The 21,151-nt window shown below is 44.4% G+C and carries 14 protein-coding genes; 3 read left to right on the top strand and 11 right to left on the bottom strand.

Annotated elements, in window-relative coordinates; all coding sequences use genetic code 11:
• Positions 1–84 precede the first annotated feature (84 nt).
• A complete protein-coding gene (locus MASE_RS09230) occupies positions 85–831 on the bottom strand; it encodes a methyltransferase (RefSeq protein WP_014949471.1) in 747 nt (248 codons plus the stop codon).
• A gap of 15 nt (positions 832–846) precedes the next feature.
• Complete coding sequence (locus MASE_RS09225; RefSeq protein ID WP_014949470.1) at positions 847–1,608, bottom strand: Nif3-like dinuclear metal center hexameric protein; 762 nt, start codon at positions 1,606–1,608, stop codon at positions 847–849.
• A gap of 230 nt (positions 1,609–1,838) precedes the next feature.
• Here MASE_RS09225 and MASE_RS09220 point away from each other — a divergent pair, with 230 nt between their 5' ends.
• Positions 1,839–2,186, top strand: a complete 348-nt coding sequence (locus tag MASE_RS09220) for a hypothetical protein (RefSeq protein WP_014949469.1) — start codon at positions 1,839–1,841, stop codon at positions 2,184–2,186.
• A gap of 175 nt (positions 2,187–2,361) precedes the next feature.
• Here MASE_RS09220 and MASE_RS09215 read toward each other — a convergent pair whose 3' ends face one another.
• The 4 genes from MASE_RS09215 to MASE_RS09200 all read right to left on the bottom strand — a co-directional run bounded on the left by MASE_RS09215 (position 2,362) and on the right by MASE_RS09200 (position 9,613).
• The gene (locus MASE_RS09215) at positions 2,362–2,985 is read right to left on the bottom strand and encodes a TetR/AcrR family transcriptional regulator (RefSeq protein WP_014949468.1); all 624 of its coding nucleotides are present in this window, start codon (positions 2,983–2,985) and stop codon (positions 2,362–2,364) included.
• 101 nt (positions 2,986–3,086) lie between these two features.
• On the bottom strand, positions 3,087–4,133 hold the full coding sequence (gene sohB / locus MASE_RS09210; RefSeq protein WP_014949467.1) for a protease SohB: 1,047 nt from the start codon (positions 4,131–4,133) through the stop codon (positions 3,087–3,089).
• A gap of 119 nt (positions 4,134–4,252) precedes the next feature.
• Positions 4,253–6,775: an acylase gene (locus tag MASE_RS09205; RefSeq protein ID WP_014949466.1), complete on the bottom strand. Its 2,523-nt coding sequence runs from the start codon at positions 6,773–6,775 to the stop codon at positions 4,253–4,255.
• 240 nt (positions 6,776–7,015) lie between these two features.
• A complete protein-coding gene (locus tag MASE_RS09200) occupies positions 7,016–9,613 on the bottom strand; it encodes a VolA/Pla-1 family phospholipase (protein WP_014949465.1) in 2,598 nt (865 codons plus the stop codon).
• 320 nt (positions 9,614–9,933) lie between these two features.
• Here MASE_RS09200 and MASE_RS09195 point away from each other — a divergent pair, with 320 nt between their 5' ends.
• Positions 9,934–10,677 (top strand): YciK family oxidoreductase, encoded by a 744-nt coding sequence (locus MASE_RS09195; RefSeq protein ID WP_014949464.1) that lies wholly within the window; start codon positions 9,934–9,936, stop codon positions 10,675–10,677.
• Between the two features lie 95 nt (positions 10,678–10,772).
• Here MASE_RS09195 and glnS read toward each other — a convergent pair whose 3' ends face one another.
• Complete coding sequence (glnS, locus tag MASE_RS09190) at positions 10,773–12,440, bottom strand: glutamine--tRNA ligase (protein ID WP_014949463.1); 1,668 nt, start codon at positions 12,438–12,440, stop codon at positions 10,773–10,775.
• 296 nt (positions 12,441–12,736) lie between these two features.
• Here glnS and MASE_RS09185 point away from each other — a divergent pair, with 296 nt between their 5' ends.
• Positions 12,737–13,759, top strand: a complete 1,023-nt coding sequence (locus MASE_RS09185) for a LacI family DNA-binding transcriptional regulator (RefSeq protein ID WP_014949462.1) — start codon at positions 12,737–12,739, stop codon at positions 13,757–13,759.
• An 88-nt stretch (positions 13,760–13,847) separates the two neighbouring features.
• On the opposite strand, the gene MASE_RS09180 is transcribed toward MASE_RS09185, so the two are convergent.
• The 4 genes from MASE_RS09180 to MASE_RS09165 all read right to left on the bottom strand — a co-directional run bounded on the left by MASE_RS09180 (position 13,848) and on the right by MASE_RS09165 (position 21,116).
• Positions 13,848–15,545: an alpha-amylase family glycosyl hydrolase gene (locus MASE_RS09180; RefSeq protein WP_014949461.1), complete on the bottom strand. Its 1,698-nt coding sequence runs from the start codon at positions 15,543–15,545 to the stop codon at positions 13,848–13,850.
• A 1-nt stretch (position 15,546) separates the two neighbouring features.
• Entirely contained in the window at positions 15,547–17,028 is a 1,482-nt protein-coding gene (locus MASE_RS09175) for an MFS transporter (RefSeq protein WP_014949460.1), read from the bottom strand.
• Between the two features lie 38 nt (positions 17,029–17,066).
• A complete protein-coding gene (locus MASE_RS09170) occupies positions 17,067–19,007 on the bottom strand; it encodes a glycoside hydrolase family 13 protein (RefSeq protein WP_014949459.1) in 1,941 nt (646 codons plus the stop codon).
• 156 nt (positions 19,008–19,163) lie between these two features.
• Positions 19,164–21,116 carry an alpha-amylase family protein gene (locus tag MASE_RS09165; RefSeq protein WP_041693485.1) on the bottom strand — a complete coding sequence of 651 codons (1,953 nt, stop codon included), beginning with the start codon at positions 21,114–21,116 and terminating at the stop codon, positions 19,164–19,166.
• Positions 21,117–21,151 lie beyond the last annotated feature (35 nt).

Here is a 21,151-nt window from a genome sequence, read left to right as displayed (position 1 = left end):
CAACTATCTACGTATTAGCGCGCTCATAACCCTATGTAGTCCGTCACGTAAATATCCCAACAAACTCTTTTTTACTGGCTTTTTCTATTTCTCTTTTTCTAGAATCAGCTGAAAATATTTTCCTAACCAAAGGTAAGGCGCTTGCCTATGATACTGCCGCTCTAGCGCAAGTAAGTCATCAAATTTGCTGCTTTGATGGGTTATATCTCGCATGTAATCATGGAAACAACGAATGCCTGCTTTTTCGATAATTTTGAAACCCAATGATTCACAATGTTCAACCACGCGGGTTGCACTTAACGGCTGTTTTGGATTCAGTCTAACTTGCTTTTTAACTTTCATCCCTTTCGCGATGTAATCAAAGTTTCCGTAGATAGCATTGGCAAACAAATTCGCATCTTGGTTGAAAAAGCTTAGGCTTAAACGGGACCCTGGCTTCATGTTCTTATACATAAAATCGATAGCATCAAAGGGCGCATCCAGCCACTCTAAAACCGCATGGCAAATCACTAAATCAAAACTGTCTAAATCCTCAATCTGCTGCAAATATTGATGCCTAATTGTAATATTTGGTGCATCTGCAAGCAGTGCCTCAGCTTGTTTAAGTACATCCTTCGACGCGTCAGTTAACACAACAGAATGCCCTTTAGAAGCAATATGCGCTGTCATTACACCTGTCCCCCCACCTATTTCAATAGCGCGAACAGGCGTGGTTAAATAAGGCTCGAGAACATCACATAATAAGGTGTGCCTGAGCTTTCCCTTAGTAGTGCCATATATATTGCTTGAGAATTTTTCTGCAATACCATCGAAGATACGATCGTTATTCATATACTACAGTCATCGCTAAGCAGGATTGTCAATATCAATAAACTCGACAGGCACGTCGAATTGCTGCCCAATGTGCTCTCCTAAGGATTTCACACCGTAGCGTTCAGTAGCATGATGACCAGCAGCAAAAAAAGTTATCCCCATTTCCCTTGCCGTGTGTACAGTTTGTTCAGACACTTCTCCGGTAATAAATGCATCGACGCCCAGTTCAACCGCTTGTTCGATGAACCCTTGTCCACCTCCCGTGCACCAAGCAAGCTTCGATATAGGTTTTGATACAGGCCCCTCAATCAGCACGTCTCTCCCCAGCAACTTCTGTAATTTAACCTGTAACGCTGACCCTTCAATTTCTTCTTCAAAATTTCCGTGCACAACAACGCCAACAGGCTTCACACCGCTCACCGCACTTATATTTTGAATGCCTAATAGCGATGCAAGTTGTCGGTTGTTGCCAAATTCAGGGTGTACATCCAGTGGAAGGTGATAAGCAAACAAATTGATATCATTTGACAGTAGCGCTTGAAGGCGGCGCTTTTTCATGCCCGCAATCACTTGTGACTCACCTTTCCAAAAATAACCATGGTGAACAATTAGCGCATCTGCCTTAGCTTCTATGGCGGCATCAACGAGTGCTTGTGACGCAGTTACACCGGTAACTATCTTCTCAATTTTACTTGCGCCCTCTACCTGTAATCCATTGGGGCAATAATCACTGATCTCGCTAACCCTTAACATTCCATCAAGATAATTTTGTAGTTCTAGGCGGGTAATAGACACAAGTCCTCCGGTTGAAAGTTAGACAAATTGTTCAAAAAACGTTATAAAAAGACGCGAACGTTTAGCATTATACCTGTAATTAGACAATTATGAGTGGTGAGTAGATCCAATTTTAGTTTTGCGACACTTGCTGGCTTGGTCGTTACGCTGGGCGAGTTTTTCTCAGCGTTATAGCAATTACATACGTCGCATAGCGTTCGTCATCTTAACAAAATAAAGAGCAAAAAAGCATGGCAAACTTAGACAAAGACGAAGTGGTAGCAGCATTTACCGAGGCTTATAAAAAGGCGAACGGCAAAGCACCATCTATTGAAAGCAAAAGTGGTTGGTACAGTGTAGATGGCGGTAAGAACGTCCGTTTAGCACAGCTTCAAGAAATGACAGCGTCGTTAGCTTCTGGCTCTTCTGACGCCACGAGTGAAAGCGAAGAGAAAAAAGCGCCAAAGAACGAGGCAAAAGCCGCAGCGAAACCAGCGAAGAAAAAGGCACCTTCATCCAAAAAGTCAGGATTTTCGGTAAAGGATTTCTGGGCAGAAAAGCTCAATGCAGAGGCGCCTGGCGCAACCCTTCCTCGATAATTTTGCATAACCTGATTTAATATCTAGTTTAGCTACTGGTGTAAAAACGCAATAAATGTCGCATACCGTAAGTGTCGTTGAGGCACTTATGTTATGTGACCCCTTCACTATTTATTATGAAATGATAATAGCTTACCACTCTTTCTCAACTGAGTATTTAACGAGCGCGCTTGGATTATTTGCCTGCTAGCCCTTGAGCTACGAATGGAACTAGGTGCTGGATAACTTCTTTAATATCGACATGCTTGTGAAAGTCAGACTCAGCTATTTCTGTTAGCGCTTGGCTCGACGCCATTGAAAATACAAAACTTCCCATCGCAAAATGCAAGCGCCAGAATAGTTCTTCCTCAGGTAGATCAGGAAGACAGCGCCTTATAGCGTCGACAAGTGCACGGATACAATCACCGTAATCATTCATTAAGAACTTACGCAAATGCCCCTGAGTTTCGTTGTAGCCACGTCCTAGCAACTTAACAAACGTGGAAGTACCCTGCTCTGAAATGGTGTTGAGGTTAAGCATAGGAGGGATCAACGAATACAAGAGTTGCTCAACGCCCTTCGCACCTTCCATAGGTGTCAAAGACGCCAAGCAAGACTCTACCTGCGGCATTAGGTGATCAAAGTACCTTTTAAACACGGCTTGAATTAAATTCTTCTTACTGCCGAAGTGATAGTTCACCGACGCCAAATTCACTTCTGCTCTGGCAGTAATCTCGCGCATGGATGTTTGAGTAAACCCGCTTTGAGAAAATAAGTACTCTGCCGCATCTAATATATCGGTTTTAGTATGCCGTGCCATATTCTTTTTATTATCTTTTTGTAGGTTAAAAATCTAACGTACGTCTGTGTTAACAATCGTTTTATCGGTCCTGAATTATCAACACAGACAAATTGTCGCTATTAAAACCAGTGACGCGCTTTGCTCATTGATTTCATAAACACGCGCTCAACAACATTTGCTGCAGACATCCCCAGTTTCTCTGCTACATTTTTCTTCACAGCATACTTAACACTAAATATTTCGCGTGCGGGATAATGAGAAAGAATATAGTCATCTGAGGTTGTGATGTCGTCAATTAAACCAAGCGACTTAGCTTTAATACCTGGCCAATACTCGCCTGTGGCGACTTTATCAATGTCCATATCTGGACGCTGGCTTTGAACGAAGTCTTTGAACAGTATATGAATCTCTTCAATTTCTTCTTTAAATTTCGCGCGGCCTTCATCGTTGTTCTCACCAAATACGGTTAGAGTACGCTTGAATTCACCAGCGGTGTGTTGTTCAAACTCAATATCATTTTTCTTCAATAGTTTATTGAAGTTAGGCAACTGAGCTAAAACGCCTATGCTGCCAATGTAAGCAAATTGTGACGCCAGTAATTTGTCTGCAACACAAGCCATCATGTAACCACCGCTTGCCGCCACTTTATCTACCGCAATCGTTAGTTTAAGACCCTTTTCCTTGATACGCTGAAGTTGAGACGCTGCAAGTCCATAGCCGTGTACAACCCCCCCACCACTTTCAAGTCGAACCAAGACTTCGTCTTCTTTATTTGCGACACATAAGATAGCGGTAATTTCTTCTCGTAAGTGCTCCACTTCATTGGCGTCCATCGAACCTTTAAAGTCGATGACATAAAGACGGGACTTCTCAAACTCTTCGCCCTGTTCTGTGATTTTGGCTTTGTTTTTTGCTTTATTTTTAGCTTTCGCTTCTTTTTTCTGTTCCTTGGCTAATTTCTTTAACGCATTCTTATCTAACAGAACCTGTTTCGCGTAATTTGTAATGTCTTTCAACTGCTCAGAAATAGACACGATCTCAAGTTGCCCTTTCCCATGCTTTTGCTTACTCGCTAAGCCAACAATGGTAGATACAACCACAATAAAAGCGATAACTAGCGTTACTGCCTTGGCAACAAACAAACCGTACTCGTACAAAAACTCCAAACTTTACTCCTAGTAAAATAAACGGGTAAGCGTCGTTGTTTACCCACAACGTAAATAGCGGCCTTGCTTTGTGAAAAGCAACGCCGCTTTGCTAATTACGTTATAATACCAGTCTCATCTTATTCTGACGATAGGGTAACTTGCTCTATCTTGTTAGCCTCTATCTCCTCGTCAGTAAAGAAGATATCTCTTAGCGTAGGCTGCGTAGAATAAAGCTGAGTTTGGTCTAAGAAATGTTCACTGCCATACTTGCGAGATTGTGAGTAGGTCAGAATACCCCGTCCCTTTGGGCCTTCATCAGTGAAGTTAATAACCATAGCCCAACTGGTGCCATAGTTAATATGGTAGCCCTCAGCTTCTGCACTCATTATGGTGTTACTATTCACAGGCTCGTAGTTATGACGTGGAAGCAACGTACCGTTCCTGTTGCTTATAACGTCAAACACGTTAAAGCCACCTTCAATATTGTGTGCACCAGCCCATGGTAGTTTGATACCAGACGCCGTGCCATCTGGCAGGCTTCGCTCAACAAACTGAACGTCCCCTAGCGGCGCGTCAAATGCGACACCTGCTTGCTCAATAACTTGAGTTGCTCTTGCCAATTGTTCAAGAGTAACGTCATTTTGCATCAAGCCAGAAGGCGTAGTGACTGGTGATTCTAGTGAAAACGGCGTCTCCCACTGTGGCGCTTGGTTAAACTGGAATGCAAATTCTCTAAACACGTGTGCACCAGTACTTGTAAGGTTCATGGTGCCATCCCAATCCTCCAACGCAGCACAGGCTTGTGAAACATCAACGCTAGTTCCGTCTACATCTACAGGTGTTGAACCTTGCGCGGCGCATAGCGAAAGCAATGAAGGCAAAATATTCTCTGCTAAATAACTTCTGTTATTAAACAGTAAGCCTTCCACTTCGTCTGGCGTAAAGGTTCCGTCACTTCCCGCTTCGTTTTCAATAAACTGTTGACCCATTCTTGAGCGTAGTGTTTGTTGATATTCCACGCTACCAAATAGCGGATTGCTTACAACAATTGGTGAGTTTAAATTCGTTAACCAATAGCTGTCGTTCGAGTTTTGAACTGAATCCGTGCCCTCGTACTTAGGCGCTTCTTCGTATGGAACGGGTCCTTCGAAATCAAACTGCGAAATGTTACCCGGTAATACGGTAAAGCCAGCAGCCGCTTTAGTTTGAATAAGTAACGGGTTTGTGGTTAGTTGCTCAATTGCGGTTTCGGTTAGATTCGGCACGGTTGAATCGTCAATGTAGAAGACTTGACCATCATCAGATGCAGCCATAGTATTATTGAAAATAACACCGTCGTAATCTTTAAACGCCTGCTTAAACTCGTCCATGGATGTCGCCATATTCATGGCAAGCCAATGGTCTACAATATCGAAGTTAGGCAGATTTGCGTCTTTTATGGCAAAGGCATTATTACCATTCCAATCAAAGTTACCAGGCACTTCAATCATTGGACCGTAGTTGGTGTAATACGCGGTCTTATTAAGCTTAATGGTTTGCCCTCCACCCACTGCGACATCAATTTGAAGTGGCTTTTCATAGATGGTGCGTCTGTTGCCATCAACCATATGGGTAAGGCCAGATTCATCATTTTCGTCGAGGGTCAGCTGATACACAACAAAATGTTCAGCCGTCGAGAAGGTGTGTGTCCATGCAACGTTTTCGTTAAATCCAATATTTACTGCACCAGGCAATCCCATCAACGAGCCACCTGTTACATTCAAGTGTCCGGGTACTTGAGCATGGAAATTCCAAAAGCGTAGGTTTCCTGTGTGAGGAAAATGCGGATTTCCTAAAACCATACCTTTGCCATTGGTCGTTTTATCGCTGCCTAACCCCCAACCATTAGAGCCCATTTCTTGAGGATTTTTTTCAGGCAGACCTACCGTTGGTGAAATCTTAAAGGTAGAAGCAACGTCACTTGAGGACGCAGCTGGAGTAGGTAGATAACTCTCACCTTCAGGCGCTGCAATAAACATAGGTCCTAAGAAATTAGCGGCCCCAGGTAATAGCGCCACGCCTAATGAGTACGTTAATAGATCCACACTATCAATTTCAGTGACCCATGGTTGGCCAGCACAGCTTTGATCTTGTTCTTCTACAGGAGTTTCAGCTAAGTACCGGTTGTATCCAGCAGTGTAGCCTTGAAACATTGCACGTGAATTAGCAGACAACCGAGGTAAATTCTCTTCTGCTAACTCTCTAATACCTAGAGTAAGAAAACCGAAATCGTTAATAAGGTGCTCTGAATCACCGCTACCAGGTACAGTATCTGGACCAAAATACTTAGCTCTCTCAGAGTTATACTTAACAATCTGGTCGGCCAGTACGCAAAGGTTATCGCGTGCAAACGCATAACCCACACCGTAAGCCATACTTTCTAGGTTATCGGCTTTCACATGCGGAACGCCATAGGTGGTCCAGGTCACATCCGCGGACAGTGTACCGTCAGGAGAAAATGCTGGAATTGGTGCTGGTGTTGGTTCGGGTGTCGTAGGCGTTGTGGGCGCTGGTTGTTCTACGTTAGAAAAGTCGTTATCGTTATCGCCGCACGCACCGAGAAGTGCAGTGAGTGATAACGCAATAAGCGTCCGTTTAGCGTTAAAGGTGTTGTCAATCATCTCAAATGTTCCCTAATGATAAATGAAAAAGGTCAACCACTCTTACCGCACGCGTCTTCAAAGCGGTGTTAATTACAGCATAAGTAAAACTGATCCGACCTGAATTCACACTACATTAACAAATGAAAACATTCAAACAACATTATAATTTTTCTACAAAAAAGCCGGCAATAACGCCGGCTTTCTTTCTATAAAATGTGAGCAGTTGTAACGCTGCCCATTGGAGCAAACTACCCTTGGTTAGTTCGCTACAACACTTTCATCAGAAATTGGCAGTACAAGTGCGTCAGACGCAATATAACCCGCCACTTCTTTTTGCATTTCCGTTGTTACCGCTGCGCTCGCCGCAGGGCTTAAGCTAGAAGCATGAGCACCACTATTGAACTGTACAATTCCGCTAATTGGATCTGTACCAGGACCTTGCGTGGTTGTCACTTGCTCTAAGCCAATGGTCGCTGCCAGAGGAAGCTGACCTGACAATGGTAACGCTGTTGAAATTGGAATAACTTGATCCGGAAGGTTCGCGTCGCTGCCATCACCCACTACGGTCATCATATGAACTGGCGTATTGCTACCCAGTGTCTGAGCGTAGTTAGTAGGGTCTCCTGCATCCATTACCGTTTGCGCAGCAAAAGCAAACTCTGCAAATACTGCATTTACTTGGGCAGCCTGCTCAGCAGTAAGATTTTCTTCGAAAATCGCTACCGCTGCGCGAAGTTGTTCTTCGCTCACATCAGTGGTTTCATACAGTTGATTTAGCAAGGCAACAAACTCTTCAGAAGCCTGAGACAGCAACAGACCTTTGATAAGAGGACCAAACGCGGCTGACTCAATTAGGAACTGAGCAACACCGCCCCCTGGAGACTCAAGAGAAGCTTGCTTGACAGCAAACATGCCATCAAGTGCTGCTAAATCGCCGCCCATCGACGTGTTTGCCACTGAAGCAAAATTACCACCAGTGATAGCGCCTAGAGACACACCCATAATCGATACACGTGACATATCAAACTTAACATTTTGCGCTGCTGTGGTATCGACAACTGCGTTTAGTCCTAAGCGTAGACCAAGTAAATCTGACACGCTTTGGCGTAGATTGTCGCGAGCCGTAGGCAAGCTGGCAAGGTTCATATAGTGAGTTGCGCTAACCGTAGTCGCGTTCAGTTCATCTGTACCGTCGCCATTAAGGTCAAAACCGCGGCTACCGTGTAATGGTTGGTCGATTGCTACTGACGCAATACCTGCTAGAGACAGAGTACCAGTGATGGCAAGCATATCTTCTTTTTGGCTGGTAATGCCGTGCGCTAGAATAACCACTGGCCAACCGGCTTCAGGCATGCTGATAGGAAAACCTAAAGCACCTGCAATTGCTGGGTCAGGAATAGTAACCTGAACGTCTAACGTTTCTGTACCCATGTTTCCGCCAGTAGGCTGTGGATATGGGTTGAATTTAGTAATGTTTCTTGCGCTATCTAACATTTCGCCGTTAATACGAACGTCAGCAAGGCCTAGTGAAGAACACATTGCTGCATTAGGACCTGGCTCTGCGTCTGCAAGTAATTCTTGAGGAGCACCAGCTAAAACAATTCCGCTGTCACAAGCTGCCTTCCAGAAATCATTTACTGGAGCAAGTGGGTTCTCTGCACTTGGAACACCCAAGAAATAAGGCAACGCAATATTACCTTCATAACGTTGAGCTGCACAGAATGGACCGGCTTGCGCTAAAATGCCCGTAGAAACACCAACAGCAAATTCGTTCAGCGCACCCCATTGAGCAGAAAGTTGACCAGACGCCGTACCCGCAAGTCCTGCACAAGTTTCTAACAAGCTGAAATCAGTAGCGTCAATCGCTGCTTGAATGTTATCTGGTAGACCTTGTTTACCCTGCTCTACTGCGCCAGCTACAACAGTAGCGTTTACAAGACCAAGTGCTTCCATGGCATTAGGCGCTGCAGATACATCGCTTACCGTGATTGCAGGTAGTGCAGTTGGAGCGGACGGGTCACCGCCAGCAGCCAGTTGTGCAAAACGGCTAATCATGACCTTCTTGATGGTATCAAGCGAGTTGGCAATAGACTGTGTGGTGAAAGCTGACACGTAAGTAATGTCTTCACGATCGAAACCCGCACCAAGCACTGGATTAACTAACGAATTAACTAAGCCTTGTAATTGAAGCTGTGCTGCACTTGATAGAGGATTAGTGTCGATGTCTTGTCTTACTGAGTCCCACGTAGTTGAACCCTGAACCGATTTGCCAGAAGAGTCTTTCAAATCAGTGGTCATTACTAACATGTAGCCCTGAGCTGCTTTTAGCGGCTTAAGAGGAACAAAAGTGATTGTGTTGCTATCAGCAAGGCTGAGTACGTAATCAACACCAAAGGTAAGTTGATCGCCAAGCTTACAACCCGCAGAAGGTGTTGTAACCTGCGCACAGTCAGGATCACTTTGGTCAAGACCTAACGTTGCTTCAAAAAGCAACACGCCAGAAGATAATGTACTTGCATCAAGCGATGCGCCGGCAGGTGTTTCTACATTGATTACAAACGGGTGTTGAGTTGACCAACCGTCTAACACGTTGAGTGCATTTTGCGGGTCAGCAAAATCTGTAGGGTCATCGACCGGAATATTCAGTGTGTAATCAAAGAAACCATCATCGCCTGGAAGCATCAGAAGGTCGTTTGGAATGTTCAAGTTCCCATTAGCTGGGTCAAAAACGATTCGTGAAAATGGTGTTTGGACTTCTGTTTCGGCCTGAATGTCGGAAAGGGTTTCATCGGAGCCACCACAGCCTGCTAGACCCAGCGCAAGGGCCACACTGGAACTTAATACGAGTTTTCTCATCTCTACTCCCTACAAGCATTGTTGTTATTCTGTGTCTAAAACTTAACTCTATTAAAAGTAGCTTGGTCTACCCTGTCTTTACAGGCGTAGATGATAGTTTTAAACATGTTAGACCAGTTGTATCTTCCTCAATCTTATTGACTTTGTTGCAACTTTGCAAAGTTTTGTTAACTACTTTTGTTAACTTTTTTTACGTTTGAAGAAATTTTCATTCATTGTTTTACTTGTGAGTCAGGCTGAGTATGATCTGGGGTTTGATTCTTAATTGGGTCTACAGGCCCCAATCATTGCGATATAAATGAACCTTTTGAAGGAAAATGATGAACGATTACAACGCACCAGCGGATTTATTGCGCGATAAAGTTATTCTTATCACCGGGGCTGGCGATGGAATTGGTGCACAAGCCGCAAAAACGTATGCTGCACATGGCGCTATTTGTATTTTATTAGGCCGCACCGTGTCTAAACTTGAAGCTGTGTACGACGACATTGTCGCAGCAGGTGGACAAGAACCCGCCATTGTTCCTTTAGATATCAAAGGCGCAACGCCCTCTCATTATCAGCAAATGACGCAAACCATTATTGACCAGTTTGGCCGATTAGATGGTGTTCTTCACAATGCGAGTATTTTAGGCCACCTAAGTGCATTTAAAGATATTGATGCGCAAGAATGGCAAGACGTGATGCAAATTAACCTAAATGGCATGGTCTTCATGACACAAGCGCTTATTCCCGCTTTAGAGAAGGCAGAAAGTGCATCGGTAATTTTCACCACCTCTAGCGTAGGCAGAAAAGGTCGCGCATTTTGGGGAACGTACGCCGTATCAAAATTCGCAACAGAAGGCGTTATGCAAACCCTTGCTGATGAATATCGAAATAAGTCACTGCGCTTTAACTGTATTAATCCAGGTGGTACCCGCACACAAATGCGCGCTCAAGCGTTTCCAGCAGAAAACCCTGATACACTAAAAACACCTGAAGATATTATGCCTACGTATCTTTATCTTATGGGCGAAGACAGTAAGGAAACAACCGGACAGTCACTTGATTGCCAACCAAAGTAATTAACGAAAGCAATGTTCCATTAAACAAAAAAACCGCTTAAGCAGCACTTAAGCGGTTTTTTATTTACAGCGCATAAATGGCTAAAGGCCAGTGCCTACTCGCCCATTTTGGCCCATGTATCTCTTAGACCTACAGTGCGGTTAAAGACCGGCTTGTCGTCTGTGCTGTCTTTATCTACACAGAAGTAGCCAGTGCGTTCAAACTGCCATGCTCCTACTTCAGGAACATTGTCTGCCAATCCGGCTTCTACCCAACCGTGTTTTACTTCCAACGAGTCAGGGTTAATCGCATCGGTAAAGTTCTCTTCCGCAGCTGGGTTAGGCACGTTAAACAAGCGGTCGTAAAGCCTAAACTCCGCTGCCTGTGCTGTTGCTGCATCCACCCAATGAATAACACCTTTAACTTTGCGGCCATCAGCCGGATCTTTACCTAAAGTATCCGCGTCATAAGTACAAAAAACGGTTGTTACATTACCATTCTCATCTTTTTCAACGCGATTAGCTTTAACCACGTAGGCGTTGCGAAGACGAACTTCTTTATCAAGCACTAAGCGCTTAAACTTCTTGTTCGCCGACTCTCGGAAGTCTTCTGCTTCTATATATACTTCGCGACTGAAGCCGATGTTACGCGTACCCATACTTTCATCGTTAGGATGATTGGGCGCAACAAGCGTTTCTGTCTGGCCTTCCTCATAATTTTCGATAACGAGCTTTATTGGATCTAGTACGGCCATTGCGCGAGGAGCATTTGCATTTAGGTCGTCGCGTATGCACGCTTCTAGCATGGACATTTCAACCATGTTGTCCATCTTAGTCACACCAATGCGTTTACAAAACTCAACGATTGAACCCGGTGTGTAGCCACGACGGCGTAAACCCGCAATGGTAGGCATGCGAGGGTCGTCCCAGCCATGTACATGGTTTTCGTCGACTAACTGAATAAGACGACGCTTGCTTAATACCGTATATTCTAGATTAAGACGTGAGAATTCATACTGTCTTGGCGTGCAGTCGATAGAAATGTTTTCGATAACCCAATCATAAAGACGACGGTTATCCTGGAACTCTAGTGTACACAGGGAGTGCGTTATTCCCTCAATGGCGTCTGAGATACAATGTGTAAAATCGTACATTGGATACACGCACCATTTATCACCAGTTTGATGATGGTGAGCATGCTTAACGCGATAAATTACCGGATCACGCATACACATAAATGGCGATGCCATATCAATTTTCGCACGCAGACTACACTCACCTTCTTTATATTCGCCTGCCGTCATTTTGGCAAACTCACTGAGGTTAGTTTCAACGTCTGTATCGCGATAAGGGCTATTTTGACCAGGCTCTTTAAGTGTGCCACGCATTTCGCGCATAACGTCTTGCGCTGAAAAATCTACATAGGCTAAGCCTTTTTCAATAAGTTCAACGGCGTATGCGTGTAGTTGGTCAAAGTAATTCGATGAATAGCGCGCTTCTCCGTCCCACGTAAATCCAAGCCATTGCACATCTTCCTTAATTGAATTAACGAAGGTAATGTCTTCTTTTGCAGGGTTGGTATCGTCAAAGCGTAAATTGCACGTACCTGTGTAGTCTTGAGCAATACCAAAATTCAAGCAGATAGACTTGGCGTGGCCAATATGTAAGAAGCCATTCGGCTCTGGTGGAAACCGTGTTTTAATTGCGTCATGTAGACCACTAGACAGGTCTTTATCAATAATCTGACGGATAAAATTGGTCGGACGATGTTCAGTCTCGGCCATTCGCTTGTTCCCCTTATGCACGTAATATTTCAAAATCTCGCTGAGTATAACACTCTCGCAATTACTTCAACCATGTTTTATTCAAAGAAGCCTGACAAGTGATTGAATTAAGAGCGATCTGCAAATACCTTCTAAAACTAAATGCCGTTATGACTTCCAAAATATAAATAAGCACTAACGAAATCGTAACTTTGCGTGGCATTTGAGCGACTGCGTCTCAAAATGCGCGCGTCATTATAAAAATATGGTAATCTAAATTCGCGACAACAAGGTCGTAGCAGCAAATCATGGTGTTTATGAAAGAAAAAGCAACCTCTTTTGACATTGCCCACTTGGCAGGTGTTTCGCAGTCGACGGTTTCGCGAGCGTTAAATAATAGCCCGCTAGTTAATCAAGAAACTAGAGATCGCGTTCAGCGTATTGCCCGGGAACTCAATTACAAAGTGGATAAAAACGCAAGTAACTTGAGAAAGCAAAAGAGCAGCACAATTGCCCTACTCTTGTTTGAAGATCCTACATCCGATGATTCGATGATTAATCCGTTCTTCCTAGCGATGCTCGGCAGTATTACCCGCGCGTGTGCGCAAGCAAACTATGATCTGCTTGTGTCCTTCCAAAATTTAGATGATGACTGGCACGCAGAATATGAAGATTCAAATAAGGCTGACGGCATTATTCTATTAGGATATGGCGACTATACTGATTATCAAAACAAAGTCGCGCAACTTGAATCACAGGGCACGCACTTTGTTCGTTGGGGTGCGCCAGATGAAGCCCACCCAGGGGTTAGTATCGGTTGTGATAACTATCAAGGTGGCCAAAGCATAACGTCACATTTAATTGGCTTGGGTAAAACTTCCTTTGCGTTTATTGGCGACAACGGCGATCACGCCCCTGAATTCAAAGCGCGTTTTAACGGTTATTTTGAAACACTTCAATCTCATGGGCTTGATCAGTCAAGTGTTCAACGCAATGCTATTTCGACTGAGGATGCGGGGTCAGAAGCGGTGAAATCATTGCTGCAAAGTGGCGAACTTCCCCAAGCAATTGTCTGCGCATCAGACCTTATTGCAATGGGCGTGCTTAGAGCGCTGCGCCAGGCAAAAGTGAATGTGCCTGATGATGTAGCCGTGGTTGGCTATGACAATATTGCGGTTTCAGCCTACACCACGCCTTCGCTCACCACTGTTCAGCAAAATACCAAACTGGCGGGAGAGTTATTGGTAAACACCTTATTAAAAGCCATTAACAACGAAGACGTTCAGGATTATTTAATGCCTGCGGATATTATTATTAGGCAGTCATGTGGCAGTGAGTAAGCGTGTGCAAATTACACGCTAGAAACTAAACAAAAAGCCCCGGGTGTTAAACAACCACGGGGCTTTTTTATTGTGCGCTAAACACGTTTTATTGGCGGGCCAACTGATGCTTAATTTGAGCAAGTAATGCGCTGTTACTTACTTGACCTTCGCGCACCCATACCTGAACGCCATTGGGCTTAACCGTTGCGGTTAACGCATCACCGGGTTCTACCGTTTGCGTTTCTCCAGATAATTGTTCCGTCCAGTCGCCCGATTGCATAAAGTCACTAACCTCAAAAGATTGTGCGGCATTACCCTTATTAAGCAATACAAGTGCAGTCTGCTGTGTTTCTGCAGTATCAACAACGCGATAAAACACCGCTTGATGACCGTCAAGTTCAACGTTGACTTGAACACCGCGCTGCAGTGCTACCGTGTTTTTACGCACATTGGCAATCTTTGTAAGCGCCTGTTGAATAGGATGTGTCTTGGCTTGGTCTAGGCGCTCTTGGCCAACATAGTTACGATTGCCAGCATGTTCCGCCGTACCGCGCATGAAGCCAATTTCAGATCCCATGTATACAACCGGAATGCCTCTTACTGTAAACAACCAATTATGCGCATTAATAAAGCCTTCATCAGTGGCATTAATGCGCGCCATATCGTGGTTATCATAGAACGTAGTTAATTCATATGGATTGTTATATGGCCCGTGCGTAAGATGAAGCACCGATTTTAAGTCAGCAAAATCACTCTCTAGCGGCTTTTCAAATACACTCACCATGGCCTTTTGCATAGGAAAGTCTAATACACTGACGCCCCCATTTTTCGGTAACGTATGTTGGGCAATGTTGTTCGCTTCATAGTCAAATGCTTCGCCAAACATAAAAAAGTCAGGGTTTTGCTCGCGTATACGATCTGACGCTTCACGCCAAAACGCATGAGGCACATGCCTGATTGTATCTATTCTAAATGCATCAGCACCTTGAGAAATCCAATACAAATAGCTGTTGATGAGATAATCGCGTACGGCGGGGTTTTCGTCATCTAGGTTAGAAAGCTTTACTAAATCTGGATAGTTGTGAAAAAAGCTATGAAGCGGGTTGTTTTCAGGGTCAAGCTCTTCAGGTGCCAAGTTTTGATGATCAGCAACCAGATTTCCATCACTGTCATATATTTCCCCGTAGCCAGGTAAGTCCTTCTCCATGGTGAAGCTTGGTGTGCCATGATTTGCCACAATATCAAACACGGACTTAAGGCCATGCTGACGCATTTTCGCCGTATAGTCACTAACGCTTAAATTGGCGCTAACCAGATGCTCGTCAGCTTTATAGAAATTCGTTGCCCAATAGCCGTGATAACCCGTTTTACCACCGTCTTTAAAGGCACCGCCATAAGTAATGGGTTCATCGCCATTAAACGCATAGTCCGGGTTATCGTGGACAGGCGTCATCCATACTGCCGTGAACCCCATTTCTTTAATATAATCGGCGTTGTTTAAGATACCCTGTAAATCACCGCCCATGTAACCCACATAGGCTTTCTTACCTTCAGGACCTTCTAAGGGCAGTTGCCACGTAGGGTGATCGCCTCCCTGCTCTTCATGATTGTTCGAAGGGTCGCCGTCTACAAAACGATCTGTTACAACAAAGTACACCGCTTCGCTAGCAAATGGCGTAGTGGTACCCACGATAGCGTGGCTGTTTTCTTGTATATCGTTAGATGAAGGAACAGATGTACTCGAGCAGGCTGAGCAAAATAAACCAGCTAACGTTAATGCGATTGTTGTACGATTAAATGACATATTAAGCTCCCTGCGCTTCTTCAATTTCTTGCTTATCGGCCTCGTTCACGAAGAAAACTGAAACCGCACCAATTAACATAGAAACTCCGGCAACAACGATAATGTACTTTGCGTCGTTGTCGAAAACAGAACTTAGAATCCAGCCAGCAGTTAGGCCCGATACAATTTGAGGGGCGGCTACGGTAAAGTTAAAGATACCCATATAAACACCCGTTTTATTTGCAGGTAACGCACCAGCTAACATAGCGTAAGGCATAGCAAGAATAGCAGCCCACGCAATACCTACGCCTACCATAGGGATTAACAGCTTCACTGCGCCCAAAGGTACAGTTACTTCAGTAATCAGTAAGTTTACGTTGATCATCGTTAGGTCTTGGAATAACAAGAAGCTTATGTAGCTCAGGCCACCTAGCGCTAAAGACGAAGCGTAAACCGTTTTGCGACCAAACTTGTCAGCAAGTTTTGCCAAGAAAATAGAAAAAATCGCAGCAAATACCGAATACGCAGCAAATAGAATCCCTACCCAATCACCAGCAGCTCCCTTGGCCATGATGATGGTTTCAGGCACCATCGGGGCTGCAGTAATATAAGCTGGGTCAAACCACTGCTTATCTACATTCCATATATGCTGCGTAATAGCAGGTGTGGTATATACCCACATAATAAAGAGCGCAAACCACGAGAAAAACTGCACGACAGCAAGTTGTTTCATCGTCTTTGGCATATCTTTTACTAACGTGAAAAACTCACTTAAGCGTTGTCCTAGCGGTGCTTTAGGCGCTTTTTCAGTTGCAGGCTGCTCTTCGATAAGCCCTTTATAGCGGTTGTATTCATCTGGTGCGTATTCTTTGGTACGAACTACCGTCCAAATGACCGTACCAAGCAGTACTGTAGCGCCAATGTAGAAAGCCCAAACAACAGAAGGTGCAACCTCACCCATTTGTGCCGTATTTTCAAGGCCAATAACATTGGTAAGTACAAATGGCAGTATTGAGCCGATAACTGCGCCTATATTAATCAGTAATGACTGAATCGAATAGCCAACATTGCGTTGCGACGGCGGTACCATGTCTGACACCAATGAGCGAAACGGCTGAAAGCATACGTTAAACGACGCGTCCATAAGTGCAACCATTAACGCGCCCATTACCATAGGTGCCAAGAAGGCAACAAATATCGGCGCATTCGGCAGTAAAATCATACCCAATACTGCGGCGATTGCACCAGCAAGAATGAACGGGCGGCGTCGACCTAATCGATTCCACGTTCTATCAGATGCTGAGCCAACAATTGGTTGAACGATTAACCCCATGATTGGCGCGACGAGCCAAAATAGTGATAGCGAGTGAAGGTCTGCCCCTAAGTCTGAAAGGATCCGACTTACGTTTGCGTTTTGCAGTGCAAAACCGAATTGAACACCTAGAAAGCCAAAGCTGACGTTCCATATTTGCCAGAAAGAAAGGCGTGGTTGAGTTGCTTGCATACTTTGCTCTATTTATTGTTTTACTATAGTTAATACGATTACTGCACAATGAAAACACTAGCAGACATTGCTGGTAAGCTTAAGGTATCCGTCGTCTTAAAAGATATCCCATCGCTAACTCGTGTTAACGTCTGGTGTGTGCTTAGCACCTCTGCATACTTATTTAGAGGCAGGTCCACTGGCTTTTTATTTAAGATGACCAATATTTTATCAGACTGATTAGTATTTGATTTATCTGCACCACTGGCTGAATCGACATTTGCCTCTCGAATATAGGTATATACCCCATTCTCCGGTGCAAAATGCTTCAACAGGCCTTTAAACTGCAAAGGGTGTGATTTACGCAGTTGAAGTAAGCCCTTCACACGCTGCTGTGCCCAACGCTCATCATCCGTTAAACCGTCCCCGGTAAAAGCGTTTTTGTCATTGTCCGAAGGCCACCCGCCTGGAAAGTCAGAACGAATAATACCGTGGTCTTCACTGTCTTCGTTACCCATCAAAATTTCTGTACCGTAAAAAACTTGTGGAATACCGCGCGTAGTGAGCAATAGCGTCATAGCCATATTCCATTTGTCTTTATCATGACCGAGCTGAGTAAAAATGCGGCTCATATCGTGGTTATCAGGAAAGATGACCAAATTATTCGGGTCGCCATACAAAAAGTCAGTAGCTAAGGTTTCGTATACAGAGATGAAGCCAGAATTCCAGCTTTCGTCATTGCTCAACGCTTCAACGACTGCGGCTTGAAGCGGGAAATCCATAACCGATGGTAGAGCGCTATCGTAATCATCATGGCGGTGGCTACCCGCCTGCCAATATGCCGTGATTGCGGGGTTAACTGACCACTCTTCCCCTACTATATTGAAATTCGGGTACTCGTCCATTATGCGGTTTGTCCATTGGCTCAAAAACGCCTTATCAGGATAGGAGTACGTATCCACACGTATTCCACTTAGCCCAGCGCTTTCAACCCACCAAATCGCGTTTTGAATAAGGTAGTTCGCTAAATGCGGATTGCGCTGATTCAAGTCCGGCATGGTTGGCACAAACCAACCATCGCTAAACCCTTTTATATCGCTTGCTATGGCGTGAGGGTCGTGAAGAGCTTCACGCTTGTGGGTTGTCCCTACAAATTTACCGTTGTTATTGATCCAGTCGTGTGACGGCGTATCTTTCATCCATAAATGATTACTGCCTATATGGTTAAGTACCATATCCATTATAATGCCAAGACCCTTTGACTCAGCTTCAGTACTTAACGCAATAAAATCGTCATTGGAACCAAATCGAGGGTCTATTTTGTAGTAATCCGTGGTGGAATAGCCATGATAACTGTATTTATCCATGGCATTTTCGAGCATGGGCATTGTCCATATTTGAGTAAAGCCCATATCCTGAATGTAGTTGAGGTTATCAACAATACCTTGAATGTCACCACCGTGGCGACCACCTTTGAATGAACGGTCTGCGGGATCGCCATAACCCTTAACATTATCATTTTCCATATTACCATTGGCATATCTGTCGGGGGCAATAAGATAAATAGCATCTTGAGGACCAAAGCCTTCGCGCGACGCTGAGCCTTGTGCTCTTTTTTCTAACGTGTAAGTTAAATCACGGGTCGTACCATCGCTGTCAGTAAGCCTGATAACTAATTCCTGGGCACTAGCATTCGACGTGTCTAGCGTTACGAATAGATAGTTTTCACTATCAAGGGCTTGGCTATGCTTAACTCTTACATCGCCTTTCGCTATTGAAACAGTGTCATCGGCAACACCATCACCATAAAGCATCAATTCTACATTACTGTTTTGCATACCAACCCACCAATTCGGCGGGTAAACATCAATGCCACTGTTTGCAGATGATTGAACTGAGAACAAAGGAAATGTAGTGATACAGCTGAGGAGAAGCGGAATTGCGCGCTTTTGGATTTTTTTATGACCACTGTCATTAGTTACACGATTACGTTTTGGCACATCAACCCCATGTTAAAAATACGTTAAGTACAAGATGGTGATGAGATACTACCTTGCCCGTCCGATCTGACCAATGCTCTGCATACGTATTCACGAAACACCATGTAAAAAAACATGGTGTTTCGCGTTAACTCAGCAGCATGTGATAAAACCTAATTAGAAGGCGAATACTTTAGTCTCAAGCCCTTCCAATGAGAACGAAGCGTTGTAGTTAATGCCCGCTTTTTCTAGTGTTATGCCTTCATGAGAAAGCATAGGCGCTAGCGTGATCCGATCGCTATCTTTACCTAAAACATTTGAAGGAACAACAAGCTTCATTACTCCTGTAGGCTTATCGTTAAAATTAGCCACAACCACAAATCCGTGCTCACCTTGCGCGCGCACAAAAGCAAATTGCTGCTCAGTATAGGCTGAATCTTTCACATCAAGATTGAGCGCGTGCAGGCTTTGATATTCACCTGTAACTGCAGGGTTTGTGGCAGCAATAGCCATCACGTCTTGGTAAAATTGGTGAAGTGCTTTTTCATCTTCGGTAGATTTCCCTGCATCAAACTTACCGTCGTTCATAAAACGCTGATGGGCAGGAACACCTACATAATCGAAAATTGACGTACGTGTTGGATCTCCAAAACCAGTCTCTTCGCTACCGTCTTCACCCACATCCTGACCAAAGTACAACAACGTAGGCGAACTGCTAATAAGCGCACTCACTGCGAGCGCGGGTTTACCTTTCTGGGCACTACCGGCAAAGTCGGGGCTGGCTATACGTTGTTCGTCGTGATTTTCTAAAAAATGAAGCATATGCGGGGCGATATCATTGATTTCATCATGAATAGTAACCAGTTTGCTTACTTCTCCACTCCCCTGCATAATCGTTTTTAATGTGTCGTAGAAACCCACCTTGTCGTAAAGGTAGTCCATTTTGCCTTGGTGGATATACTCGCGATACTTATCTGGTTGATAAACTTCCGCAAGCAAGAACGCATTGGGTGCCTTTTGTTTAATACTGCTATTTAGAAACGACCAAAACTCGACAGGCACCATTTCGGCCATATCGTAGCGGAAACCGTCGACACCTTTATCTATCCAATAATGTGCAATATCTCTGAATTTATACCACGAATCTGGTACGTCTTTTCCTTGCCAAAATGCGGCATGTTCTTCAAAAGACTTATCACTGTACTCTTCAGGTAAAACTGGAAAGTCGTAAGTGCCGTCAGGCTTCACGCCATAGTTCACTTTTACGGTCTCATACCAGTCGTTTATATCCGGTTTCGAAGCTCTAGCACCGTTGCCTGTCCATTTTGCTGGAAACTCTTCGAACTTACCGTCAGATAGTGGATGCTTTTCACCACCTAGAGGTTGATAGTTATCAGCTGTGGGCACTTGAAACGCTTCACCTACTACATAGTAAAAGTTGTTATCACGGGCGTATTCAACAGACGTGTCGTCGTGCGCGCCGAAATCACTTACACCTTCAGGTGCAGAAAGTGAATGGTAATCACGGGCGACATGATTAGGCACGATATCGATAATAACCTTCATTCCCGCTGCGTGAGTCCTGGCAATTAGCGCTTCAAATTCTTCTAAACGCTTGGCTGGATCATCGGCTAGGTCTGGATTAACGTTGTAGTAATCTTTAACTGCGTAGGGAGAGCCCGCTCTGCCTTTCACTACATCTGGGTCGTCGTTTGAAATACCAAATTCAGTGTAGTCATTAATCACCGCATGGTGCGGCACACCGGTATACCAGATATGACTGGTTCCCAAAGATTTTATGGCCTTTAGCGCTTCGGGAGTAAAATCACTAAACTTACCTACCCCATTGTGCTCAATTGTGCCCCAAGGCTGGTTATTTGTATTCGTGTTTCCAAACAAGCGAGTAAAAACTTGATAAACAACAGGTTTACCTTGCCTTTCAGCAGAATCGTTTAGCGTCGAACTTTCGCCGTTTTGACCAAATGGTTTCAGACTAGCGTCTTTGATCACCGGATTTTGATTATTCACTGGAGAGGTCGGCCCTATACACGCTGTTAATCCAATTGACAGCATAGCAATTGACAAGGGTTTAAGACAAAAACGAAATTGGAAATTTGGCATGGCAATCATTGTGATAAACGTAAATTATGCCAACAGGATACGCG

The sequence above is a fragment of the Alteromonas macleodii ATCC 27126 genome (assembly GCF_000172635.2).
In the GTDB taxonomy this organism is placed as follows: domain Bacteria; phylum Pseudomonadota; class Gammaproteobacteria; order Enterobacterales; family Alteromonadaceae; genus Alteromonas; species Alteromonas macleodii.
This window is presented reverse-complemented; position numbering and strand designations above follow the sequence as displayed.